Raw genomic sequence first — 22,787 nt, forward strand, 5'->3', positions numbered from 1 at the left:
GCTGAAGAACTGGAACGACCGGGGCTTAGCGGGGCTGCGGGAGCGCTGCAACCATGGCGAGCGCGGTTGCCGACATCTCGCACGGATGGGGTGCCACAAATGACCGCGCCGCCCGCCCCCGATTCGGGACGGACGGCGATCGATGCCATTAGCGAGACTTTGGGAAACGACTCGAACCCGGCCGCGAACGGACGGCAGCGCTTAGCGGGCGCCGTCGCGCTCCATCCGCTTGCGCTCCAGCTTGCGGGCGCGGCGGACAGCGGCGGCACGCTCGCGCGCGCGCTTTTCCGAGGGCTTTTCGTAATGGCGGCGCAGCTTCATCTCGCGATACACGCCTTCACGCTGCAGCTTCTTCTTCAGGGCCCGCAGCGCCTGATCGACGTTATTGTCGCGCACGATGATTTGCATAAACCCGCCAGTCTCCAATCAATAGAAATCGCTCGCCGCGAGCCATTACTCGCGCCGCAAGCGCGGGCCGTTAGCAGCGCGCGGGTGATTCTGCAAGCATCTCGCCGTTGCGCAAGGCGAGCGGGCCGCTATGAACGCCCGCGATGACCCAAGGCGTGCCGCTCCACCTGTTCAACAGCCTGACCCGATCGATCGAGCCGTTCACGCCGATCGATCCCGAGCTGGTGCGCGTCTATACCTGCGGGCCGACGGTCTATAACTACCAGCATATCGGCAATATGCGCGCGTTCCTGTTCGCCGACACGCTGGGCCGGGTGCTGCGGTGGAAGGGTTATAACCTCCGCCATGTGATCAACATCACCGATGTCGGGCATTTGACCAGCGACGCCGATGCGGGCGACGACAAAATGGAAGCCGCCGCGCGCGCGCAAGCCAAGTCGATCTGGGAAATCGCCGCGCATTATACCGACGCGTTCAAGACGGATGTCGAGCGGCTCAACATCACCCCGCCTTATGTTTGGTCGGTCGCCACCGATCACATCGAGGAGATGATCGCGTTCGCGCAGAAGATCGAGCGCGATTGCTACCGGATCGAGGGCGGGCTGTATTTCGACACCTCGAAGGTGCCGAACTATGGCGCGCTGGCGCGGAGCACAACCGACGAGGGCGAAAGCCGCATCGACCCGGTCGACGGCAAGCGCCACCCCCAGGATTTCGCGATCTGGCGCACCTCACCGCCGGGCGAGCAGCGGCAGATGGAATGGGACTCGCCCTGGGGCAAAGGCGCGCCGGGCTGGCATCTCGAATGCTCGGTGATGAGCCTGAAGCATCTCGGCCACCCGTTCGACATCCACACTGGCGGCATCGACCATCGCGAGATCCACCACCCCAACGAAATCGCGCAGAACCAGGCCTATTGCGCGTGCGACGATACCGGCGCGCGGTTCTGGATGCACAATAATTTCCTGGTGGATCGCGGCGGGAAGATGTCGAAATCGACGGGGGAGTTTCTGCGGCTGCAGACGTTGGTCGATGCGGGCTTCCATCCGCTCGCTTATCGATTGATGTGCCTGCAGGCGCATTATCGCAGCGAGCTGGAGTTTTCGTGGGACAATCTCGCGGCGGCGAGTGTGCGGTTAAAGCGGTTGGTGATGGCGGTGGCGAGCCTGCGCGCGAGCAACGATGGCACGGCCAAGGGCGACGCGCAGCCCTATCTCGATCAGCTCGACGCCGCCGTGGCCGACGATCTCAACACCGCGCGCGCGCTGCCGGTGCTCGAGGACATGCTCGGTGACAAAAAGCTGTCGCCCGCGATCCGCTTGGCCGCGCTGACCGCGTTCGATGGCGTGCTGGGCCTGTCGATCGCGACACTGGATCGCGCCGACCTCCGCGTCCGCCCCGCCGCCGCGACGCTCACCGAAGCCGAGATCGAAGCCCGCCTCGCCGAGCGCCGAGAAGCGCGCGCGGCGAAGAACTTCGCCCGGTCGGACGCGATCCGCGACGCGCTCACTGCCGCCGGGGTCGAGGTGATGGACGGCGATCCGCTGGGGTGGGATTGGAAGCCCATTTTCTAACCGTCATGCCGGACTTGTTCCGGCATCCACCTCATAACAGGCAATGACGTCACCAACGGCGCGGTGGACCCGGGAACAAGTCCGGGGTGACCGTGATGGGTTTCGTGTTACCAGATCGCACATAACCGCCCCCTTGCTCTCCCCCGCCAGCCGGGCATGATGCAGGCTGACCGCGCGCAGACGCGACCCGCTGGAGAAATGCCATGGCCACCGCTTCGCTTGTCGATCGCGACACCGTCGACACTACCGACCCCATCGCCATTTGGCGGCGCGACGGCGCGGTCGTGCTCGATCGGTTTTTCACCGCCGAAGAAATCACCCCGGTCGAGGCCGATTGCGACGCGCTGTTCGCGGCGCGGCGGCGCTCGACCGAGGCGGTCGTCAAAAAGCCCGATGGCAGCGTCGGCGTGTTCGACCCCGCGCAATTCCGCAACTACGAACATCTGCCCTTTGCTGCTTCTTCCGCGATCAACCTGCTGGGGCTGAACCCGCGCCTGATCGGCTTTGCCAAGGCCGCCCTGGGAGTCGATGACGTGCGGCTCTACCAATGCGACGCCTGGGCGAAATTCACCGGTGACGCCGATTACGACCAGCCGTTCCATTGCGATTTCAAGAACCACACGCTGACCGTGCCCGGCGACGACCCCGCCGACCAAACGATCAACTTCATGATTTTCGTGACCGATGTGACCGACGATTTAGGCGCCATCCATTACGTTCCCAATCCCGCCGCCACTAAAGTCATCGGTCCGCTGCGCCCAGTGCTGCCCGAGGAGCTTGACGGCGCCGGGGGCCTGAACCGTGCGGCGCTCTCGATGGACCAGCAGCAGCCGACCGCCTTTGCCCACCCGCTGCAGCAAGCGTTGAAGGACATCGAGCAATCAGGCGCGGCGCCGGCGGGATCGATCTTCGCTTATGGCATCGACGTTTATCATCGCGGCACCAACCTGACGCGGCCGGGCGGGCATCGCTACACCCTCACCGCCAGTTTCAAGGCGGCGGGGAACGAGCAGATTGCCTGGACTGCCTGGCCGTTCCATTTCCTCAAGCCCTGGAAGAACGTCATCAACCATGCCACGCCCGAGCAGCTGGCGTGCCTGGGCATTCCGCGCCCGGGCGATCCGTTCTGGACCGAGACGACGCTGGCGCGCACCCAGATGCGCTGGCCGGGCTGGGACATGAGCGCCTATCGCGCGGCACTGCCGGCAGCATGAAAGCCGTTCTCCCCGCGCTCGCCCGGCCGCTGATCGAGCCGCAACTGCCGCCGGGCCTCGACGTCGCGTGGTTCATGAGCGCTGACCAGGCGATGGCGGAGATCGCGGACGCTGATATCGCCTGGGTCGACACGCAGCAGCCCGCGTTGACCGGCGCGGCGGTCGCGGCGGGGAAGCGGCTGAAATGGGTGAGCACCATCTATGCCGGGCTCGACCATTTCCCGCTCGCGCAATTGAAGGCGCAAGGGACGGTGCTGACCAACGGCGTCGGCATCAACGCGCTCGCGGTTGCCGAATATGCGGTGATGGGCGTGCTGGTCGCCGCCAAGCGCTTCGATGAAGTCGTCCGCATCGCTGACCGCCACGAATGGACGATTTCCGCGCCCGGCCAGACCGAATTGTTCGAGACGCGCGCGCTGATCATCGGCATGGGCGCGATCGGGCGGTTGATCGGCGAGCGGCTGGCGGCGTTCGGTGTCGCGGTGACGGGGGTGACGCGATCGGGCCGCGACGGATCGCTGACGCCCGATCAATGGCGCGCGCGGCTCGGCGAGTTCGACTGGGTGGTGCTCGCCGCGCCTTCGACCGGCGAGACCAAGGCGATGATCGGCGCCGATGAGCTGGCGACGATGAAGCCCGGCGCCTGGCTGATCAACATCGCGCGCGGCGACATGGTCGATCAGGACGCGCTGATCGAGGCACTGACCAAGCGGCGGATCGGCGGCGCGTTTCTCGACGTGGTCCATCCCGAGCCGCTGCCGCCCGAGCATCCGCTGTGGACCGCGCCCAACGTCATCCACACCATGCATTTGTCAGGCCGCAGCCAGACCAAGATGTTCCAGCGGGCAGCGGCGCTGTTCCTGCGTAACATCAAGGCGTTCGTCGCCGGCGCGCCGATGGAGAATGTGGTGGATTTAGACGCGGGGTACTAAGCATCCGCCCTCACCGTCACCCCGGGCTTGACCCGGGGTCCAGCTTCTTCTGGCGACGGTCGAAAGGCAGCTGGACCCCGGATCAAGTCCGGGATGACGCGATTTTGTAAAAGACCATTCGCCATTTACCCCAACAGGGAAATATCCTCATCCTACGACTTGCCTTCCTTACCCCATCGGCGTAATGGCCGCCGCCATGACGACGTTAGCAGGCCAGAAAATCCGCCGGTTCCGCGAAGAGCGGGGCTTGTCGCGCGCCGCGTTCGGGGCGTGGTATTCGACACCGGGATCGACCGTGCAAGGCTGGGAAGACGAGGGCAAGCGCGCCAATGCCGCGATCGTCAACCAGATCGCCGCCAACGGCATCGCCCACCACGCCGATTGGTATGTCGCGATCCCCGCCGCGAACAATGACAGCGCCAAGAGCTGGACGCCGGGCAGCTGGGCAGCGTTCGAAGCGCTGCAAATGCCGCACTACCCCGACGTCGCCGCGCTCAATGCCGCGACCGACACGCTGCGCAGCTATCCCCCGCTCGTCTTCGCCGGCGAAGCGCGTGAGCTGACGGCGGACTTGGGCCGCGTCGTCGACGGCAAGGCCTTCCTGCTCCAGGGCGGCGATTGCGCGGAGAGCTTTGCCGAATTTCACCCCAATAACATCCGCGACACCTTCCGCGTCATTCTGCAGATGGCGGTGGTGCTTACCTTCGCGTCGAAGCTGCCGACGGTGAAGGTCGGGCGGATGGCGGGGCAATTCGCCAAGCCGCGCTCGGCCGATACCGAAGTGCAGGATGGCGTCGAGCTGCCGAGCTATCGCGGCGACAATGTCAACGACATCGCGTTTACCCCCGCCGGCCGCACCCCCGATCCGCAGCGGATGATCCAGGGCTATGCGCAATCGGCCGCCACGCTCAACCTGCTGCGCGCGTTCGCGACCGGCGGTTATGCGAACCTGCACCAGGTCCATAAATGGACGCTCGATTTCATGGGCCGCTCGCCCTGGGCCGACAAATTCGCCGATGTCGCGGACCGGATCGGCGAAGCGCTCGACTTCATGGCGGCGTGCGGCATCAGCCCGGATACCGTGCCGCAGCTGAAGGGCACCAGCTTCTACACCAGCCATGAAGCGCTGCTGCTGCCCTACGAACAGGCGATGACGCGGCAGGATTCGCTGACCGGCGACTGGTACGACACCAGCGCCCACATGCTGTGGATCGGCGACCGCACGCGCTTCGAAGGATCGGGGCATGTCGAATTCCTGCGCGGCATCGGCAACCCCATCGGCATGAAATGCGGGCCGAGCCTCGAGCCCGACGCGCTGCTGCGCCTGCTCGACACGCTCAACCCGGCGCGCGTGCCCGGGCGGATGACGCTGATCACGCGCTATGGCTATGACAAGATCGAGAACGGCCTGCCGCCGCTGATCCGCGCAGTGAAGCGCGAGGGCCATCCCGTGCTGTGGAGCTGCGACCCGATGCACGGCAACGTCGTCAAAGCGGCCAATGGCTATAAGACGCGGCCGTTCGACCGCATCTTGGCGGAAGTGCGCGGCTTCTTCGCGGTGCATCGCGCCGAGGGCACGATCGCCGGCGGCATCCATGCCGAGATGACCGGTCAGAATGTGACCGAATGCACCGGCGGCGCGGTCGACGTGACCGAGCAGTCGCTTGGCGATCGCTACCACACGCATTGCGATCCGCGGTTGAATGCGGGGCAGAGCCTGGAGCTGGCGTTCCTGCTGGCGGAGATGCTCAACAGCGAAATGGCGGCGAGAAGGAAGGCGGCGTGAGGGTCGGCGCTCGCTCCTCTCCCTTGAGGGGAGAGGATAGCGCAGCTTGCCAGCTTGCTGGCTAGCGTAGCTTGGAGAGGGTGGACCCGCGACGTCGATAGCCCGGGATACCCCCTCTCCCAACTCCGACTAAGCCTTTGCTAGCGCAAAGACTAAGTCTGCGTATCCCTCTCCCGCAAGGGGAGAGGGCTTGGATCCCTCACCAATCCCTCCACGCCCGCCCCATCGTTTCCGGAATATTTACGCCGCTCCGCCATGGTCCGCGTCGGTGCAGCGCACGGGAAGGGCATCGATGCTGGCGGCAGGCGAATTGAAGGTCGTGGTGATGGGGCTGGGCTATATCGGCCTGCCCACGGCCGCGCTCATCGCGCGTACGGGCATCGAAGTGGTCGGCGTCGATGTGACGCAGGCGATCGTCGACACGGTCAATTCGGGCAAGGTCCATATCGAGGAAGTCGATCTCGACGGGCTGGTGTCCGGCGTGGTTGCTCGCGGCACGCTGCGCGCCTCGACCCTGATCGAGCAGGCCGATGTCTTCGTGATCGCGGTGCCGACGCCGTTCGGCGACAACCACACGCCCAATATCGGCTATGTGCTGCAAGCCGCGACCACCGTCGCCGCCGCGCTCAAACCGGGCGACACGGTGATCCTCGAATCGACCTCGCCCGTCGGCACGACCGAGAAGGTGCGCGATCTGCTCGGCCAGCTCCGCCCCGATCTCAAAATGCCCGGCCAGACCGGGGAGACGCCTGACATCGCCATCGCTTATTGCCCCGAGCGCGTGCTGCCTGGCCGCATCCTGGTCGAGCTGATCGAGAATGACCGCGTGATCGGCGGCATTACGCCGCGCTGCGCGCGCAAGGCGCTGTCTTTCTATCGCCGCTTCGTGCGCGGCGCGTGCGTGACGACCACCGCGCCGACCGCCGAGATGACCAAGCTGACCGAAAACGCCTTTCGCGACGTCAACATCGCCTTTGCCAACGAGCTGAGCCTGGTCGCCGAGCGGATGGGCGTGAATGTGTGGGACGTGATCCGCTTGGCGAACCGGCATCCTCGCGTGAACATCCTGTCGCCGGGGCCGGGCGTCGGCGGGCATTGCATCGCGGTCGATCCCTGGTTTTTGGTGAGCGCCGCGCCGGAACAGACGCCGCTGATCCGCACCGCGCGGCAAGTGAATGACGGCAAGACCGATCACGTCATCGCCAAGGCCGCCGAGCTGATCGAGCGCTTTCCCGGCCTGCCGGTCGCGTGCCTGGGCCTGGCGTTCAAAGCCAATATCGACGATTTCCGCGAAAGCCCGGCGCTGAAGGTGGCGGCCGAGCTGGCGCATCGCTTTGGCGACCGCATCAGCATCGTCGAGCCTTATGCCCGCGCCTTGCCGGGCGAGTTCGACGGCACCGGCGCGCGGTTGATCGACCTGGACGACGCGATCGAAACGAGCGGGATGCTGATCGTGCTGGTCGATCACGAGCTGTTCAAATCGGTGCCGTTCGACGAGCGCGCGCGCAAGATCGTTTATGATACGCGCGGGATCTGGCCCGATCAGCCCGCGCCCGCGCCGGCCTGGCCGGTCGAGCGCCGACGCGCGGCGGGGCCTAGCGCGGCGTAGCTTCGCCTAATTTTATCGCACCCGTCATCCCCGCGCAGGCGGGGATCCATTATCCCTGACCCCAGCACGATTGATATCGCTAGCCTGAATGGATTCCCGCCTGCGCGGGAATGACGGATACTATTGAGGCGGCGGGGCCTAGCGCCGCTTGATCAGCCGCGTCAGTAGTGGCTTGCCGTCCCAATCGCGCGCGGTGAAGCGCCAGGCGCCGTGCGGCTGCCGGTCGAGCGTCGCGAAGCCGAACACGCCGTAGCGTGTTTCCAGATCGGCAAGCGTCAGCCCATCGGGCAATGCGGGCGCGGCGGCGGCGGTGCCGGGTGCGGGCGGCTCATCCTCCTCGGTGCCGGAGAAGCCGGTGATGATTTGCGTCGGGAAGCCTTTCACCGCCGCGACCTGCAGCAGATGGATGTGCCCCGACAGCACCGCCGCGACATGCGGCAAGGGCGGCAGCGGCGTCGACGACTGGAACGCCCCCGCAACCGAGGGATAGCCGACTTTCAAGCCCTTCTTGCCGCTCTCGGTGATCGCGCCGAAGGGATAATGATCGGTCATGAAATTGGTATCGCCGGCGCGCGCCATTGCCTGGCCCGCCGCCGCATCGGCCTGATAGGCGGCGAGCGTTGCCGGGTCGGCAATCGCTTTCTCACCGATCTTGGCGAAATCGAACACGATCAGCCGGGCGTGATTGCCAAGCTCGACGGCATAAGGCGGCGCGCGGTCGCCCGCCCCATCATTGGCGGCGGCGAGGCAATCGCGGCCCGGCAACAGCGCATGCGGATCGAGCAGGATCCACCAGCCCTGGCCGGCGCGCGCGCATTCCTCGTGATTGCCGCGATCGACCACCCAGGGGGCGGCGGCGAGCAAGGAGGCGGCGGGCGTGAAGAAATCGGCATCCCACGCATCCCAGCCATAGCCCCAGGGCGAGCCCGCACAGCCGGCATTGCCTTCAGCGCACGCATTTTCGCGATAATGATAATCGCCGACGTGCAGCACGACATCGGGCCGCGCTGCGGCCGCCGCCTGCGCGACACGCGCGAACGGCCAGTGCTTGGGGTCGTTGCATGCCTGATAAGCGTTGGAACTGGTCTTCAGCCGGCAACCGGTGTCGCCGATCAACACGATGCGCTGGACCAGCGGGCGTGGCAGCGGCAGGCGCTGGCCGGCAATCGTCGCGTGGCGGGCATGGTTGGGCAGCGGCGCTTCGCAGACGCGGATGGCAAAGGCGGATGGATGGCTCTCCGCCGAGCCCGACGAGCTCGGTCGCTGCGGCAAGGTCGCCGGCGCGAAACGCTGCGTCATCGCAACGGCGTGGCCGTCGACCTGCAGCGCCGGACAGCGATCGGCATCGGTGATCGCGCGGGCGATTGCGCCATCGGGCGCCATCAGCACATAGGCTTGCGTCCGTGCCTCGGCAGGCGCTGAGGTAAGCGCCGCCAGCAACGCCATCACCATTGCCTCGACTCGTCCGCGCATCGCCCTGCCCTCCCCGGTTCGCGCTTGCCCTAGCGCGACGCGGCGCATCGGCAAGCGCTTTTGCCAACGCCACGATCTGGGCTAGGCAAGGCCGCCACCATTTCGCGAACGAGCACCCGATGAACCCCGTTTACGCTGCCCTGGGCACCACGATTTTCGAGCATATGTCGGGCCTGGCGCGGCAATTCGGCGCGGTCAATCTGGGGCAGGGCTTCCCCGACGGCGCCGAGCCGGGCGATGTCCTGGAGGCCGCCGCGCGCGCGCTGACCGAGCACCCCAATCAATATCCGCCGATGGCCGGCCTGCCCGAGCTGCGCGCGGCGGTGGCAGCGCATTATGCCGCGACGCAGGGGCTGGACCTGACGGCGGACGAAGTGATCGTCACTTCCGGCGCCACCGAGGCGCTGGCGGCGGCCATCTTCGCGCTGGTGACGCCGGGCGATGCGGTGGCGATGTTCCAGCCGCTCTACGACGCCTATCTGCCGCTCGTCCGTCGCGCCGGCGGGGTGCCGCGCCTGATCGGCCTGCAGCCGCCCGACTGGCGGATCACCGCCGAGGCGCTGGCCGCTGCGGATGGCGCGCGGCTGATCATCGTCAACGATCCCCTCAACCCTACTGCGACCGTGATGTCCGCCGAGGAACGCCGCCTGATCGCCGAGTTCTGCGCCCGCAACGACGCGATCGCGATCTGCGACGATGTTTGGGAACAAGTGATGTTCGATGGCCGCACCCATCATCCGCTGATGGCCGAGCCCGGCATGCGCGCGCGCTGCGTGAAGATCGGCTCGGCGGGCAAGATGTTCTCGCTGACCGGGTGGAAAGTCGGCTGGCTGTGCGCGGCGCCGGCACTCTCCAGCGTGCTCGCCAAGGCGCACCAGTTCCTCACCTTCACGACGCCGCCCAATCTGCAGCGCGCGGTCGCTTATGGGCTGGGCACCGACCGGACGCGCTTCGCGGCGATGACCGCGAGCTTCCAGCGCTCGCGCGACCGGCTGGCGAGCGGGCTGAGCGCGCTCGGCTATGCGGTGCTGCCGAGCCAGGCGACCTATTTCCTGTCGATCGACTTGGCCGCGAGCGGCATCGCCATGCCCGATCATGCCTATTGCGACTGGCTGGTGCGCGAAGCCGGCGTCGCGACGATCCCGGTTTCCGCCTTTTATGCCGAAGCGCCCGTCACCAGCATCGTGCGGCTATGCTTTGCCAAGGCCGACGCGACGCTCGACGCCGCGCTGGAGCGCATGCAGCGCCGGCCTTGATCTCGAGCGGTTTGCAATCACGTTGACGCGTGTCTTTATCCTTCCCCGGCGAGGGCCGGGGTCCAGCATCAAGACGGCAGCAACTGGGCCCCGGCCTTCGCCGGGGAAGCGTGTTCAGGGCGATCTCGACTTGCTCTAGCGGCTTACTTCGCCGCGCCCTTCGCCGCTTTCTCGATCAACGCCGCCGCCTGCTCTGGATGCGCGACGAACGCGACATGGCTGCCCGGCGTCTCTTCGGTCGTCGAGCCCGCGCGCTTGGCGTACATCCGCTCGAGATCGGGCGGGATGATGCGATCATCCTTGGAGACGAGATACCAGCTCGGCTTCTCGTGCCACGCGGCATGCTTGATCGTCGCGCCGCCATTGGCCGCCCCCACCGGCACTTGCGAATCGGCCATGAACTCACGGTCGGCTTGCGGCACGTCGGGCGCGAAGGCCGCCAGGAACGCGTCGCGGTTGAGGAACAGGAAGCCATCTGCCGATGCGGTGACGGGCGGCGCCCCGGTCAGATATTTGAACAGCGGTTCGTCATTCTCGGGCGCGAAGGCGGCGATATAGACGAGGCCCGCCACCTTGGGGTCATTGCCCGCATCGGTGATGATCGCGCCGCCATAGGAATGGCCGACGAGAATGACCGGCCCATCCATCAGTGCGATGGTGCGCTTGGTGGCAGCAACATCATCCGCCAGGGTCGCATCGGGGTTGGCGACGACGCGGACGGTGTACCCATCCTTGCGGAGAATGTCATAAACCCCGCGCCAGCCCGATCCATCTGCCCAGGCGCCGTGGACCAGCACGATATTGTGGATCGGTGTCGGCGCTTTCGGCGCGGCCTGCGTCGCGCCGGGCGTTGCCGCTGCCAGCGTGGCGGACATGATGGCGGCGCCCAACGCCTTGGCCGGGTTGATGTTCATTGCCATTTCCTCCCGTTGCGGCCCTGAAGCAAAGCCGAATACTGGCAATATATGACAATAGTTCGTTCGCCACCATCCGGCTAAAGCGCCATGTCCGCACGCGTTAACCAAACATTTGCTTTATTACGATAGGCTTGGGGCATGTTGGACTTGGCATGCGACATATCCGCCATGCCGCCGCTCGATGCCCGGCGGCACACCCGGTACGCCACGTTGCGCGGTGCATCGGTCCGGTCGAGCGCGAGCAATGTAGCGCCGGGTTCGATCCTCGACTTGTCTGTATCGGGCTGCCGGCTTGCAACGCAGGCGACCTTCGACAAAGGCACGCGCGTCTGCATCCGCATCGAGGGCATGCACAGCCTGTGGGGCACGGTGATGTGGCAGGACGGCACCGATGTCGGCGTCTCCTTCGAAAAGCCGATGCACCCCGCCGTCGTCGAGCATATCGCGACCGTCACGCCGCATTGATTGCTGTTTCAGCTTCGCTGAAACAGGTTCCGGCACCGGCCCGCTATCAGCATTAGCGGATCAAATTAAAGCCGTTCGGATACACCCTTTTCAGTAATATACCGCGTCACCAGCCGCGCCGGCGTGATGTCGAACGCCGGGTTGGCCGCGCCGGACGCTGTGATCCGCGCCGGGCCGCCTTGCGCGGCGACATGGATCACCTCGTCGGCGGAGCGCTCTTCGATCGGCACGTCCAGGCCGGTCGGCGTCGTCGCGTCGAAGGTGGTGGTGGGCAGCGCGACGTAGAAGGGCACGCCATTGTCATGCGCGGCGAGCGCTTTCAGATAGGTGCCGATCTTGTTGCACACATCGCCATTGGCGGTCACCCGATCGGTGCCGACGATCACCATGTCGACCTGGCCTTTCATCATCAGCAGGCCGCCGGCATTGTCGACGATCACGGTGTGCGGCACGCCATGCTCGGCAAGCTCGAACGCGGTGAGCAGCGCGCCCTGGTTGCGCGGGCGCGTCTCGTCGACCCAGACATGCACCGGAATGCCGGCGTCGTGCGCCGCATAAATCGGCGCGGTCGCGGTGCCATAATCGACCGTCGCGAGCCAGCCGGCGTTGCAGTGCGTCAGGATGTTGACCGGGCGGCCGGGGTTAGCCTCGTGGAGCGCGCGGATCAGTGGCAGGCCATGCTCGCCGATGCGGCGCGACATATCGGCGTCTTCATCGGTGATCGCGTCGGCGCGGGCGAAAGCGGCCGCGGCGCGCTCGGCGGGCGGCAGCGGACGGACGGTGGCAAGAACCTCATCGAGCGCCCAGCGCAAATTGACTGCGGTCGGCCGGGTTTCGAGCAGCAACGCATAATCGCGCGCGATCGCGTCGTCCGACGGATCGGCGGCGATTGCCAGCGCCATGCCATAAGCCGCCGTCGCCCCGATCAGCGGCGCGCCGCGCGTCCACATGTCGCGGATCGCGGTCGCGGCTTCGCCGGCGGTGCGCAGCTCGACCCACGTCACTTTCCACGGCAGATCGCGCTGATCGAGGATGCGCGCGCCCTGCCCGTCATCGGTGCGCGCGATCGAGCGATGGTGGACGCCGTTGATCTTCAAACCTTAACCTCGTCAAAACTCGTAATGTCTGCCGCGCCGCCATCCCGCGCAATCAGCAGCGCCTGCATTCCCGCCGCGCGCGCCGCGTCGATCTCGGCCTGCACATCGGAGAGGAACAGGATATCGCCCGCCGGCAAGCCAATCGCCTCGGCAATCTTGGCATAGGATGCCGCCTCGCGCTTGCCGCCGGTCGTCGTGTCGAACCAGCCCGAGAAAAGCGGCGTCAGGTCGCCATGATCGGTGTGCCCGAACAGCAATTTCTGCGCGAACACCGAGCCCGAGGAATAGACGTAGAGCCGCAGCCCGGCCGCATGCCAGCGCCGCAGCCCCGCCACCGCGTCATCGTAGAAATGGCTGGTGAAGGCGCCCGATTTGAACCCGCCTTCCCAGATCATCCCCTGGATCGCCTTGAGCGGCGTGATCTTGCGATCCTCGTCGATCCAGCGCTTGAGCGTCTCAACAGGATCGCCCGGCTCGATCGCCTGCACCTCGGCCAGGATCGGCGCGGTTTCCGCCGGGTGCGCCGCGACATAATCGGCCAGCCGCTCGCGCGCATAAGGGAACAACACATCGGCGACGAACGAAATGCTCGAGGTGGTGCCCTCGATATCGGTCAGAACGGCACGGATCGTCATTTCACTCGTTCGCATTCCGTCAACTTGGTCCTCCGTTCGTCCCGAGCGAAGTCGAGGGGCGTGCGACGTAGAAACCGCAATGTGTCTCGACTTCGCTCGACACGAACGGTTGGGGATGAGAGGTCAGTCCCGATCAACCTTAGGCGGCGACAGGCTCGAGCCGCGGATAGCGTTGCGCGATATCGTCGCCGGTAAAGGTCGCCACCCAGCCATCGGGATTGACGAACAGCCGCAGCACCGTGAAGTTCGGTTCAGCACCGGTATCGAACCAATGCCGCGTCCCTGCCGGCACCGAGATCAGGTCGCCACGCTCGCACAACACGTTGAACACCCGGTCGCCGATGTGGAGCGTGAACAGCCCCTTGCCCTCGACGAAGAAGCGCACTTCGTCCTCGGCATGGGTGTGCTCGGACAGGAATTTGGCGCGCAGCGCCTCGCGGTTGGGATTGTCGGGCGCGACCGACAGCGCGTCGATCGACTGATAGCCGCCTTGCGCCTTCAGCCGATCGATCTCGGGCTTGTACGCCGCCAGGATGTCCGCCTCGCTCGCGCCCGGCGCCAGATCGCGCGTGGCCCAGCGCTCGAACACCACGCCGACGCCCTCCAGATGCGCGGCGATCGCCTCGCCATCCTCCGTATCGACAAGCAATTCGGGCGCGGCGGCGTCGGTGAACATCTGCAAGCGGCTCATGCGCGGCTCCTGACTTTCAGTTCGTGCAGCTCGACTTCGGCGAGCCATTCCACTCCCTCGATGACGCGTTCGGCCTCGTCGATGTCGCGGCCCCAGCCATATAGCCCATGGCTGCGGATGACGTAAGCCGATGTTGCGTGCGGCCCGCGCAACCGGTCGCCGAGCGCTGCCTCGATTGCGCGCATATCCTGCGAATTGTCGACGATCGGCAGCGTCACGCTGGTTTCGTGCGTGGTGATGCCGGGCAGCACCTTGAGCATCTCATGCCCGCTGATCGTCCACGCGTCAGCGCCCGCCATCAGCCGGGCCAGCGCGACGCCGGCGGTCGCATGGCTGTGGAGCACGGCGCCAACCTCAGGGAAATCGCGATAGAGCATCATGTGCAGCCAGGTTTCGGCCGAGGGCTTCTTGCCGTCGAGCGAATTGCCCTCGGCATCGACGACCATGATGCCGTCCTCATCGAGCCGGCCCTTGTGGCGCCCCGATACCGTGATCGCGAAGGTGCCGTCATCAAGCCGTGCCGAGTAATTGCCCGCCGTCGCCGGCGCCCATTGGCGGCGATCGAACCGCTGCCCCACCGCAATCAGCCCCGCCTTGGCGGCGGCCAGAGTGATACCCGTCATGGCCGCCGCGCATAGCCACCCCGCCGCAGCCCGGCAAGCACGCCTTGACGCTGCGCGCCCTCAAGCCTAAGTCGCCGCCTCCACCGCGCGGCCCCTTCGTCTAGCGGTCTAGGACGTCGCCCTCTCACGGCGAAAACACGGGTTCGAGTCCCGTAGGGGTCACCAGGGGCGCGGTTCGCCGAGCAGCGCCCGAACCAAGATTGCCGGAAAAATGGTGCCCAGGGGCGGGATCGAACCACCGACACTGCGATTTTCAGTCGCATGCTCTACCAACTGAGCTACCTGGGCGTCACCGGCGATTGCGGCGAGAGGCGGCCTCTTAGTCGCGGTTATCGCCGCTGTCCAGCCCGTCGGGCGCTGGCATTTCCTCAGCGTCGCGCACCGGCACGCGATAGCCTTCGCCAAGCCAGCGCAGCAGATCGCGATCGCGGCAGCCCTGGCTGCAAAAGGGGCGAAACGCGGGCGCGGCAGGCGCGTCGCAAATGGGGCAAGGCGATTGGCGAGTCATAAAGCTCATCGATGGGTGTAGGACAGACCCATATCGGTAACCGGCGCGGCATTTCCAGTGCGGCGCGCCAATGCCGCGAGCAGATCCGGCCGCTGGTCGTTGAGCCAGCGCGCCACCGGCGCGGGTGCCGGGCGGACGGATGGGCCAGGCGGCAGCTCGCGCTCCCAACGGCGGAGCAGGGCACGGGCGGCAGCGCCGGGGCCGCGCACGTGCTCGGGCAGCGACGGTCGTGAGCGGGGCCGGATGAGCTGGAGGAAGCCGAAGCCGTTCACCGCGGTCCTTTCGAACGGCCCCGCCTCGGCCAGTGCCGCATCGAGCGCCGCCGCGACCGCCTGCCGTGCCCCCTTGCCGGCCAGCGTGGGGAAGTCGATGCCGATCGAGCCCCCGATGCCGAGCCGGATCACCGCTTCGCCCACTGCCTTCGCCGCCGCCACGGCCAGCGCTTCCGCTGCGCCATCGCCGTCGACATCGAACAGCGCCATCGCCGGGGTGATCGCCAGCCGCAGCACGCCGCCGGGGAAGGCGATGTCACCGCTCGCGGCTTCCTCCAGCACTTCCGACCAGCCCGCTTCTTCGAGCAGGTCCGGCCCGTGGGCGGTGACGCGCTCGACCGGCACGCCGCTCGCCGCCACCCGCTCGATCAACGTCGCGCCCGGCCTCAGCGCAGCGCCTTCAGTCGCAACGACCACCTTGGGCAGCTTGCGGCGCGGACCCTCGCTCAGCGCCATCCGCACCACTTCGACCCGCAGCCGCTGGCCCAGCGTCATCCCCTGTGGCATCCGGTCGAGCATCGCCTCGCCGCCGCTCGCCAGCGTCACCTTCGGCAAGCGCCCGCCTTCCGTCAGCACCGCGTCCAGCACCGCGCCGACCAGCGGCCCGGCATCATCGGGCTCGATCCGCGCCTTGATGATCCGCCCGTCGATCACCAGCGCGGCGCGCTGTTCGCCAATCCCGTCCTCGACCAGCCAGCGCTGGCTCACAACACCCCTGCCGCCACCAGCAGCGCCCGGGTTTCATAGAGCGGCAACCCGACCACGCCCGAATGGCTGCCCGCCAGAAACCGCACGAACGCCTCGGCGCGGCCCTGAATGGCATAGCCGCCCGCCTTGCCCATCCCCTCGCCGCTGGCGACGTACCAGTCGATCTCGGCGGCGCTCAGCGGCTTGAACGCGACGACGCTGTCGCTCACCCGCGCCCGCACGCGCCCGTCGGCATCGACCACGCACACCGCCGACCAGACATGGTGGCGCCTCCCCGAGAGCAGCGTCAGCATCGCGCGCCAATCGGCTTCGTCGGCGGGCTTGCCCAGGATGCGCCGGCCGACCGCGACGGTCGTATCGCCCGCCAGCACCACTTCGCCCGGCGCCCGCTCGACCGCCGCCGCCTTGGCCTTGGCCTTGGCCAGCCGGTCGACATAGAGCCGGGGCAGCTCGCCTTTCAGCGGCGTCTCGTCGATGTCAGGGCTCGCCAGCCGGGCCGGCGCAACGCCGAGCCGGGCGAGCAGCTCAAGCCGGCGCGGCGAGGTCGAGGCAAGCACGAGCGCGCGGCCCCCAGGCGCCGCAACGCCCGCCAAGCTCAGTATCCCGGCGGCCCGCTGCGGCCGGGCATGAAGCGATAAGTGATGCGGCCCTTGGTGAGATCATAAGGCGTGAGCTCGACCAGCACTTCGTCGCCGACCAGCACGCGGATGCGGTTCTTGCGCATCTTGCCGGCGGTGTGGCCCAGAATTTCGTGATCATTTTCCAGGCGGACGCGGAACATGGCGTTGGGGAGCAATTCCACCACCTGCCCCCGCATTTCGAGCAATTCTTCCTTGGCCAAACAACTACCTCTGTGTTGGGCGCGTTTAAGCGGCCCTGAGCAAATGATGCGCGCGCATAGCGGAATGGCTGGGGAAAGGAAAGGGCGCGGGGCCAAACCCTCCCCAGGGCGCGCGCAGCGACCCCGGCTGCCGACCGGCCGCGCGGCGCGATGCGCGGGGCCGAAGTTGACGAAGTTGACACTACGTCCCCCCTTTGTTGCCCATTCCCGCGCGCGGCGACCGACCGGCGCGGGGAGCGCGGAAGGGGCTTGGCGGGAGCGCAAGCGGATGGGGTAGCAATCGACATGGCGGCGGGCAGCATGACAGCGGCGATGGGGGTAGGACAGCGGCGTAAGATACCCGCGCCCTGGCAGAGCCACAGCGCCGCCGGTCAGGTTCGGCGAGAGCGAGCTCGCCGACCTGCCGGCCGGAGCGGCGATGACCGTTGGCTAAGCTGGCGCTTAGCCTCCGACGCCACTCGCCGCCGCCAGCGCCGCCAGCAGCAGCAGCGCGACGATGTTGGTGATCTTGATCATTGGGTTCACCGCTGGCCCCGCCGTGTCTTTATAGGGGTCGCCGACCGTGTCGCCGGTCACCGCGGCCTTGTGCGCCTCGCTGCCCTTGCCGCCATGGTGGCCGTCTTCGATGTATTTCTTGGCATTGTCCCATGCGCCGCCGCCCGACGTCATCGAGAGCGCGACGAACAGGCCGGAGACGATGACGCCCAAGAGCATCGCACCGAGTGCCGCGAAGCCCGCTGCCTGGTCCTTCACCGCGGTAATGACGAAGTAGAGGATGATCGGCGAGAGCACCGGCAACAGGCTGGGCACGATCATCTCGCGGATCGCCGCCTTGGTGACGAGGTCGACGGTGCGGGCATAATTGGGCCGGCTGGTGCCCGCCATGATGCCGGGGTTGGTGCGGAACTGCTCGCGCACTTCTTCCACCACGCTGCCCGCCGCGCGGCCGACCGCGGTCATGCCGAACGCACCGAACAGATAAGGCAACAGCGCGCCCAACAGCAGCCCGACGATGACATAGGGGTTGCTCAGCGAGAAATCGACCGCGAGACTGGGGAAATCGCGGGCGAGATCGGTCGTGTACGCGCCGAACAGCACCAGCGCCGCCAGGCCCGCCGAGCCGATCGCATAGCCCTTGGTCACGGCCTTGGTGGTGTTGCCGACCGCGTCGAGCGCGTCGGTGCGGGTGCGCACGTCGTCCGGCAGGCCGGCCATTTCGGCGATGCCGCCGGCATTGTCGGTCACCGGGCCGTACGCATCGAGCGCGACGACCATGCCGGCCAGCGCCAGCATCGCGGTCGCCGCAAAGGCAATGCCGATGATGCCGGCGATCTGATACGCCGCGATCACCGCGATGCAGATGACGAGCGTGGGGAGCGCAGTCGCCTCAAGGCTGACCGCGAGACCCTGGATGACGTTGGTGCCATGGCCGGTTTCGGACGCCTTGGCGATGCTGCGCACCGGGCGATAATTGGTGCCGGTATAATATTCGGTGATCCACACCAGCAGGCCGGTCACCACTAAGCCGATCAGCATGCAGTAGAACAGCGCCAAGCCGGTGACGGTGGTGGTGCCGGTCGATGCCGCCGCCTGCGAGGCGACTGCACCCGGCGCACCGTCAAGGAACGCGCCGCCGCCGATCGCCGTCGTCATGTCGCCCAGCGTGTACTGCGTGGCGAAATAGAGCGCCGGGATCGAGAGCCCGACCGAAGTCCAGAAGCCCTTGTAGAGCGCGCCCATGATGTTGTTGCTGCTGCCCAGCCGGACCAGATAGGTGCCGATGATCGAGGTGATGATGCACACCCCGCCGACGATGAGCGGCAGGCTCATCAGCTTGAGCAGTTCGTCCGCCGACGCCTGGATGAGAAGCGCGATGGAGACCATCGTGACGCCGAGGGTGACGACGTACGTCTCGAACAAATCGGCCGCCATGCCGGCGCAATCGCCGACATTGTCGCCGACGTTATCGGCGATGACGGCGGGGTTGCGGGGATCGTCTTCCGGAATGCCGGCTTCGACCTTGCCGACGAGATCGGCGCCGACATCGGCCGCCTTGGTGAAGATGCCGCCGCCCAGGCGCGCGAAGATCGAGATGAGCGACGCGCCGAACGCCAGCGCGGTGAGCGCCTGGACGATCACGCGATCATTAGGGGCGTGGCCGGCGATGCTGACCAGATACCAGAAGAACACGCTGATCGCGAGCAGGCCCAGCCCCGCGACGAGCATGCCCGTCACCGCACCCGAGCGGAACGCCAGCGTGAGGCCGCCCTGCAGCGAGGTGCGCGCGGCTTCCGCGGTGCGGACATTGGCGCGGACCGAGATGTTCATGCCGACATAGCCCGCCACGCCCGAGAGCACCGCGCCGATCAGGAACCCGACCGTGGAGAGCGCGCCCAGCGTGAAGAACAGGATCGCCGCGACGATGACGCCGACGATCGCGATGGTGCGATATTGCCGGCCGAGATAGGCCTTGGCGCCTTCCTGAATGGCGGCGGCGATATCCTGCATCTTCTCATTGCCGGCCGATGCGCCCAGCACCTGGCTCGAGGTGATGAAGCCATAGACCACGGCGATGATGCCGCAGAGCATGGCCGCATAAACGATCAACATTGCCCTTCCCCCGATTGTCGTGAGCCCGCCGTGACAACGGCGCGCCGATTAGGATTGTGCGCCTCCTATAAGCGACCGACTCGCCAGCGCAAGCGCTGTGGGGCGCAGGAACTGCGATGCATCTAACCCTCTCCCCTTGCGGGAGAGGGATACGGAGACTTGGCAGCTTGCTGCCTAGTCGTAGTTGGGAGAGGGGGAATCCCAACCTATCGACCGCGGGAGTCCCCCTCACCAAGCTGCGCTAGGCGCTTACAGCGCCAAGCTGCGCTATCCTCTCCCGCAAGGGGAGAGGAATGAGGGTGTCGCCGGGATCAATGCTGAAAGCCCAGCGTGGCGGGAAGCGGCACGGCCTCGTCGCCATCGGTGAGTGTCAGCCCCGCGCCGGGCGCGAAGGCACCGATGCGGGTGGCGGGCACCGGTGGGCGCGCGCGCGGGTGCAACGCAAACAGTAGTTCGTAATCGTCACCTGCGGTCGCCGCCGCCATACGGTCACCGCTCCACGCCATGTAGCCGGGTGACAGCGGTATCCGCGCAAGGTCGATGGTGACCGCCAAGCCGCTTGCGGCTGCCATGCGCGCTGCATCGATCAACAGGCCGTCGGACACGTCCATCATTGCATGGACCTGTGGCGCCAATGCGCGCCCCTCGTTCAGCAAGGGCCTGGGCCGACGATATTCGTAAAGCAGATTGGCACTGATGTGCGGCGCCACACCAGCGGGCCCTTTGGCGCCGCGCGCAACCGCCAGACCGGCGCCTGCATCACCGATGGTCCCCGTTACCCATAGCGCGTCCCCCGCTTGCGCACCGCTGCGCGGTCGGGGAAAATCAGATTGGCCGATCGCGGTCAACGTCAGCACGCGGGGGGCGCTGGCCGGAAGTGACACCGTGTCCCCACCGATCAGCGGAGCGCGGAAGGTCGTCAGTGCCTCGCGCAGCCCGGCGAGAAATCCGCGATCCCACCCCGCCTCGCTCAACGGATAACTCAGCATCACGCCTTCGGGCACTGCGCCCTTGGCAGCGAGATCGGAGAGGTTCACCGCCACCAGCTTCCACGCGACATCGCCCGCCGGATCGGTGGGGAGGAAATGCACGCCCTCGACAATGGTATCGCTGGTGAGAACCAAATCCCCCAGCCGCGCCGCATCATCCGCCAACCCAAGCGCGCCGGGGTGGAGCGGCAGGGTGCGGAGCGCGGACAGGAACTCGGTTTCGGTCACCTACTCCCGCACATCCTTCGCAATCGCATCCAGCAGCCCGTTCACAAACCCCGCCTCGCGGCGCTCGTAGAATGCATGCGCCACGTCGACATATTCGGTGATCGCGGCGCCGATCGGCACGTCGGCGCGGGCGATGAGCTCATAGGTGCCGGCGCGCAGGATCGCTTTCATCGGCTTGTCGAGCCGCTCCAGGCTCCAGCCATCGGCGAGGCGCGCGGCGATGGCGGTGTCGATGTCCGCCAGGCGCGCGAGCGTGCCCTTCACGACATCGTTGAAGAAATCGACGTCGGCCTCGGCGAACTGCGCGTCCTCGATCTCGGCGCCGAGCCGGTGGTGGTGGAATTCGGTGAGCAGCTGCGCGACCGGCGTCGCTTCCATGTCATGCTGGTAGAGCGCCTGAACAGCGGCGAGGCGAGCGGCGGCGCGGGCCTTGCTGCGCGCGGCGGTGCGGGTGGTGGAGCGAGTCATGGGCGAGGGTCCATAGGAGTAATTGGTGCGAAATCCCACCCTGGTCAAAAGGGGTGCACTATCCCCTCTCAAAACCAACCGTCACCCCGGACTTGTTCCGGGGTCCACCGGGCATGAGGCACTGTAGTCGATGAGGCGCGGTGGATGCCGGAACAAGTCCGGCATGACGTTCAGCGTGGGCGTAGGTCAGTCATTGCGCCCCAGCCGCACCGCGACCGATTTGGCGTGGGCGGGGAGCCCCTCTGCCTTGGCAAGCGCCACGGCGGCGGGGCCGATCTGCGCGAGACTTGCTTCGTCGAGGGCGAGGAAGCTGGTCCGCTTCATGAAATCGAGCACCGACAGCCCGCTCGAAAAACGCGCACGGCGGCCGGTGGGGAGGACGTGGTTGGGGCCGGCGACATAATCGCCGACCGCCTCGGGCGTATGGCGGCCGAGGAAAACGCTACCGGCGTGGCGAACGCGGTCGAACAGGGCTTGCGGATCGGCGACGGCGAGTTCGAGATGCTCAGGCGCGAGGCGATCGACCAGCGGCATCGCCTCGTCGAGCGTGGCGACAGCGATGATCGCGCCGTTCGCCGCCCACGCCGCGCGGGCGACGGCTTCGGTGGCGAGTTGGCCGAGCTGCACTTCCACCGCCGCCGCCACGCGATCGGCGAACGCCGCATCGTCGGTGAACAGGATCGACTGGCTGGTCGGGTCATGCTCGGACTGGCTGAGCAGATCCGCCGCGATCCAGTCGGGATTGTTGGCCCCGTCCGCGACCACGACGATCTCGCTCGGCCCCGCTACCATGTCGATGCCGACTACGCCGTAAAGCTGGCGCTTGGCCTCCGCGACCCAGGCATTGCCGGGGCCGGTAACGACATCGACCGGGGCGATCTTGTCCGTGCCATAGGCCAGCGCCGCGATCGCCTGCGCGCCGCCGATGCGCCATACCTCGTCCACGCCGGCGATATGCGCGGCGGCAAGCACCAGCGGGTTGATCTCGCCCTTGGGCGTCGGCGTCACCATCACCAGCCGCTCGACGCCGGCGACCTTGGCGGGGAGCGCGTTCATCAGCACCGAGCTCGGATAAGCGGCGCGGCCACCGGGGACATAGACGCCCGCCGCCTCGACCGCTCGCCAGCGCGCGCCAAGGCGGACGCCCGCGGCATCGACCGCGTCGCTGTCGGCCGGGCGCTGCTGGTCGTGATACGCGCGGATGCGGGTGGCGGCGAGATCGAGCGCGGCGCGCAGATCGGGCTCCAGCGCTTCATAAGCGGCGCGGCACTCGGCGAGGTCGATCCGCCAGCCGGTCGCGTTCAGGTCGTGGCCGTCGAAGCGTTGCGTCAGCTCATGCAGCGCCGCATCGCCTTTGTTGCGCACCCGCGCGACGATCGCCGCCACATCGCGCGCGACATCCGCGTCCGCCTCGCGCCGCGCATTGACGAGTGCGGTGAATGCACTGGCGAAATCGGGTTGGTGGGTGGAGAGACGGATCATG

General features: G+C 66.9%; 22 protein-coding genes and 2 tRNA genes. 8 read left to right on the forward strand and 16 right to left on the reverse strand.

The features are described from left to right. Positions 1–201 precede the first annotated feature (201 nt). Positions 202–408, reverse strand: a complete 207-nt coding sequence (rpsU, locus tag ACLB0R_RS13055) for a 30S ribosomal protein S21 (RefSeq protein ID WP_010162663.1) — start codon at positions 406–408, stop codon at positions 202–204. Positions 409–551: 143 nt separating this feature from the next. On the opposite strand from rpsU, the gene cysS reads away from it, so the two are divergent. From cysS to wecC, 5 genes are all read left to right on the forward strand, one after another. Continuing rightward, positions 552–1,982, forward strand: coding sequence for a cysteine--tRNA ligase (gene cysS, locus ACLB0R_RS13060; protein WP_416643267.1), 1,431 nt, complete (start codon positions 552–554; stop codon positions 1,980–1,982). Positions 1,983–2,185: 203 nt separating this feature from the next. After that, positions 2,186–3,196: a phytanoyl-CoA dioxygenase family protein gene (locus tag ACLB0R_RS13065; protein WP_416643266.1), complete on the forward strand. Its 1,011-nt coding sequence runs from the start codon at positions 2,186–2,188 to the stop codon at positions 3,194–3,196. Further along, a complete protein-coding gene (locus ACLB0R_RS13070; protein ID WP_416643265.1) occupies positions 3,193–4,128 on the forward strand; it encodes a D-2-hydroxyacid dehydrogenase in 936 nt (311 codons plus the stop codon). The genes ACLB0R_RS13065 and ACLB0R_RS13070 overlap by 4 nt, the downstream gene beginning before the upstream one ends. Before the next feature lie 196 nt (positions 4,129–4,324). Beyond that, positions 4,325–5,914 (forward strand): class II 3-deoxy-7-phosphoheptulonate synthase, encoded by a 1,590-nt coding sequence (locus ACLB0R_RS13075; RefSeq protein ID WP_416643264.1) that lies wholly within the window; start codon positions 4,325–4,327, stop codon positions 5,912–5,914. 292 nt (positions 5,915–6,206) lie between these two features. Further along, positions 6,207–7,523, forward strand: coding sequence for a UDP-N-acetyl-D-mannosamine dehydrogenase (wecC, locus tag ACLB0R_RS13080; protein ID WP_416643263.1), 1,317 nt, complete (start codon positions 6,207–6,209; stop codon positions 7,521–7,523). A gap of 138 nt (positions 7,524–7,661) precedes the next feature. Here the strand turns inward: wecC and ACLB0R_RS13085 are convergent, their stop codons facing one another. Further along, positions 7,662–8,996: a metallophosphoesterase gene (locus ACLB0R_RS13085; RefSeq protein ID WP_416643262.1), complete on the reverse strand. Its 1,335-nt coding sequence runs from the start codon at positions 8,994–8,996 to the stop codon at positions 7,662–7,664. Between the two features lie 119 nt (positions 8,997–9,115). On the opposite strand from ACLB0R_RS13085, the gene ACLB0R_RS13090 reads away from it, so the two are divergent. Then, on the forward strand, positions 9,116–10,252 hold the full coding sequence (locus tag ACLB0R_RS13090) for an aminotransferase (RefSeq protein ID WP_416643261.1): 1,137 nt from the start codon (positions 9,116–9,118) through the stop codon (positions 10,250–10,252). A gap of 143 nt (positions 10,253–10,395) precedes the next feature. Here the strand turns inward: ACLB0R_RS13090 and ACLB0R_RS13095 are convergent, their stop codons facing one another. After that, positions 10,396–11,166 carry an alpha/beta hydrolase gene (locus ACLB0R_RS13095; protein ID WP_416643260.1) on the reverse strand — a complete coding sequence of 257 codons (771 nt, stop codon included), beginning with the start codon at positions 11,164–11,166 and terminating at the stop codon, positions 10,396–10,398. Between the two features lie 141 nt (positions 11,167–11,307). Between ACLB0R_RS13095 and ACLB0R_RS13100 the strand changes: the two genes are divergently transcribed. Then, on the forward strand, positions 11,308–11,634 hold the full coding sequence (locus ACLB0R_RS13100) for a PilZ domain-containing protein (RefSeq protein ID WP_416643259.1): 327 nt from the start codon (positions 11,308–11,310) through the stop codon (positions 11,632–11,634). A gap of 65 nt (positions 11,635–11,699) precedes the next feature. Here the strand turns inward: ACLB0R_RS13100 and mtnA are convergent, their stop codons facing one another. The 4 genes from mtnA to mtnB form a co-directional block, all read right to left on the reverse strand. Beyond that, positions 11,700–12,731 (reverse strand): S-methyl-5-thioribose-1-phosphate isomerase, encoded by a 1,032-nt coding sequence (mtnA, locus tag ACLB0R_RS13105; protein WP_416643258.1) that lies wholly within the window; start codon positions 12,729–12,731, stop codon positions 11,700–11,702. Beyond that, the gene (mtnC, locus tag ACLB0R_RS13110; protein ID WP_416643257.1) at positions 12,728–13,366 is read right to left on the reverse strand and encodes an acireductone synthase; all 639 of its coding nucleotides are present in this window, start codon (positions 13,364–13,366) and stop codon (positions 12,728–12,730) included. The genes mtnA and mtnC overlap by 4 nt, the downstream gene beginning before the upstream one ends. Positions 13,367–13,505: 139 nt before the next feature. Then, entirely contained in the window at positions 13,506–14,057 is a 552-nt protein-coding gene (locus ACLB0R_RS13115) for a 1,2-dihydroxy-3-keto-5-methylthiopentene dioxygenase (RefSeq protein ID WP_416643256.1), read from the reverse strand. Further along, entirely contained in the window at positions 14,054–14,680 is a 627-nt protein-coding gene (gene mtnB, locus ACLB0R_RS13120; protein WP_416643255.1) for a methylthioribulose 1-phosphate dehydratase, read from the reverse strand. The genes ACLB0R_RS13115 and mtnB overlap by 4 nt, the downstream gene beginning before the upstream one ends. 89 nt (positions 14,681–14,769) lie before the next feature. On the opposite strand from mtnB, the gene ACLB0R_RS13125 reads away from it, so the two are divergent. Continuing rightward, positions 14,770–14,845, forward strand: a tRNA-Glu gene (locus ACLB0R_RS13125). 47 nt (positions 14,846–14,892) lie between these two features. On the opposite strand, the gene ACLB0R_RS13130 is transcribed toward ACLB0R_RS13125, so the two are convergent. From ACLB0R_RS13130 to hisD, 9 genes are all read right to left on the reverse strand, one after another. After that, positions 14,893–14,968: transfer RNA gene (locus ACLB0R_RS13130), tRNA-Phe, on the reverse strand. Between the two features lie 31 nt (positions 14,969–14,999). After that, entirely contained in the window at positions 15,000–15,188 is a 189-nt protein-coding gene (locus ACLB0R_RS13135) for a DNA gyrase inhibitor YacG (RefSeq protein ID WP_416643254.1), read from the reverse strand. A gap of 5 nt (positions 15,189–15,193) precedes the next feature. Then, a complete protein-coding gene (locus tag ACLB0R_RS13140; RefSeq protein ID WP_416643253.1) occupies positions 15,194–16,168 on the reverse strand; it encodes a ribonuclease in 975 nt (324 codons plus the stop codon). Next, complete coding sequence (locus ACLB0R_RS13145) at positions 16,165–16,767, reverse strand: Maf family protein (protein ID WP_416643941.1); 603 nt, start codon at positions 16,765–16,767, stop codon at positions 16,165–16,167. Before ACLB0R_RS13145 ends, ACLB0R_RS13140 begins: the two co-directional genes overlap by 4 nt. Beyond that, entirely contained in the window at positions 16,764–17,009 is a 246-nt protein-coding gene (infA, locus tag ACLB0R_RS13150) for a translation initiation factor IF-1 (RefSeq protein ID WP_416643252.1), read from the reverse strand. The genes ACLB0R_RS13145 and infA overlap by 4 nt, the downstream gene beginning before the upstream one ends. 441 nt (positions 17,010–17,450) lie before the next feature. Further along, positions 17,451–19,619 (reverse strand): sodium-translocating pyrophosphatase, encoded by a 2,169-nt coding sequence (locus tag ACLB0R_RS13155; RefSeq protein ID WP_416643251.1) that lies wholly within the window; start codon positions 19,617–19,619, stop codon positions 17,451–17,453. 311 nt (positions 19,620–19,930) lie between these two features. Further along, positions 19,931–20,836: a thiamine-phosphate kinase gene (gene thiL, locus ACLB0R_RS13160; RefSeq protein ID WP_416643250.1), complete on the reverse strand. Its 906-nt coding sequence runs from the start codon at positions 20,834–20,836 to the stop codon at positions 19,931–19,933. After that, positions 20,837–21,304: a transcription antitermination factor NusB gene (gene nusB / locus ACLB0R_RS13165; protein ID WP_416643249.1), complete on the reverse strand. Its 468-nt coding sequence runs from the start codon at positions 21,302–21,304 to the stop codon at positions 20,837–20,839. A gap of 186 nt (positions 21,305–21,490) precedes the next feature. Next, positions 21,491–22,786, reverse strand: a complete 1,296-nt coding sequence (gene hisD, locus ACLB0R_RS13170; RefSeq protein WP_416643248.1) for a histidinol dehydrogenase — start codon at positions 22,784–22,786, stop codon at positions 21,491–21,493. Position 22,787 lies beyond the last annotated feature (1 nt).

The sequence above is a fragment of the Sphingomonas sp. GlSt437 genome (assembly GCF_048015635.2).
Lineage (GTDB): Bacteria > Pseudomonadota > Alphaproteobacteria > Sphingomonadales > Sphingomonadaceae > Sphingomonas.

Bases quoted from the DNA above. Each gene is read 5' to 3' on its own strand.
- rpsU (WP_010162663.1), bottom strand. From the start codon at position 408: ATGCAAATCATCGTGCGCGACAATAACGTCGATCAGGCGCTGCGGGCC.
- ACLB0R_RS13070 (WP_416643265.1), top strand. From the start codon at position 3,193: ATGAAAGCCGTTCTCCCCGCGCTCGCCCGGCCGCTGATCGAGCCGCAA.
- ACLB0R_RS13115 (WP_416643256.1), bottom strand. From the start codon at position 14,057: ATGAGCCGCTTGCAGATGTTCACCGACGCCGCCGCGCCCGAATTGCTT.
- ACLB0R_RS13155 (WP_416643251.1), bottom strand. From the start codon at position 19,619: ATGTTGATCGTTTATGCGGCCATGCTCTGCGGCATCATCGCCGTGGTC.
- wecC (WP_416643263.1), top strand. From the start codon at position 6,207: ATGCTGGCGGCAGGCGAATTGAAGGTCGTGGTGATGGGGCTGGGCTAT.
- ACLB0R_RS13090 (WP_416643261.1), top strand. From the start codon at position 9,116: ATGAACCCCGTTTACGCTGCCCTGGGCACCACGATTTTCGAGCATATG.
- ACLB0R_RS13095 (WP_416643260.1), bottom strand. From the start codon at position 11,166: ATGAACATCAACCCGGCCAAGGCGTTGGGCGCCGCCATCATGTCCGCC.
- cysS (WP_416643267.1), top strand. From the start codon at position 552: ATGACCCAAGGCGTGCCGCTCCACCTGTTCAACAGCCTGACCCGATCG.
- ACLB0R_RS13075 (WP_416643264.1), top strand. From the start codon at position 4,325: ATGACGACGTTAGCAGGCCAGAAAATCCGCCGGTTCCGCGAAGAGCGG.
- ACLB0R_RS13085 (WP_416643262.1), bottom strand. From the start codon at position 8,996: ATGCGCGGACGAGTCGAGGCAATGGTGATGGCGTTGCTGGCGGCGCTT.
- mtnB (WP_416643255.1), bottom strand. From the start codon at position 14,680: ATGACGGGTATCACTCTGGCCGCCGCCAAGGCGGGGCTGATTGCGGTG.
- ACLB0R_RS13135 (WP_416643254.1), bottom strand. From the start codon at position 15,188: ATGACTCGCCAATCGCCTTGCCCCATTTGCGACGCGCCTGCCGCGCCC.
- hisD (WP_416643248.1), bottom strand. From the start codon at position 22,786: ATGATCCGTCTCTCCACCCACCAACCCGATTTCGCCAGTGCATTCACC.
- ACLB0R_RS13100 (WP_416643259.1), top strand. From the start codon at position 11,308: ATGTTGGACTTGGCATGCGACATATCCGCCATGCCGCCGCTCGATGCC.
- mtnC (WP_416643257.1), bottom strand. From the start codon at position 13,366: ATGACGATCCGTGCCGTTCTGACCGATATCGAGGGCACCACCTCGAGC.
- nusB (WP_416643249.1), bottom strand. From the start codon at position 21,304: ATGACTCGCTCCACCACCCGCACCGCCGCGCGCAGCAAGGCCCGCGCC.
- ACLB0R_RS13065 (WP_416643266.1), top strand. From the start codon at position 2,186: ATGGCCACCGCTTCGCTTGTCGATCGCGACACCGTCGACACTACCGAC.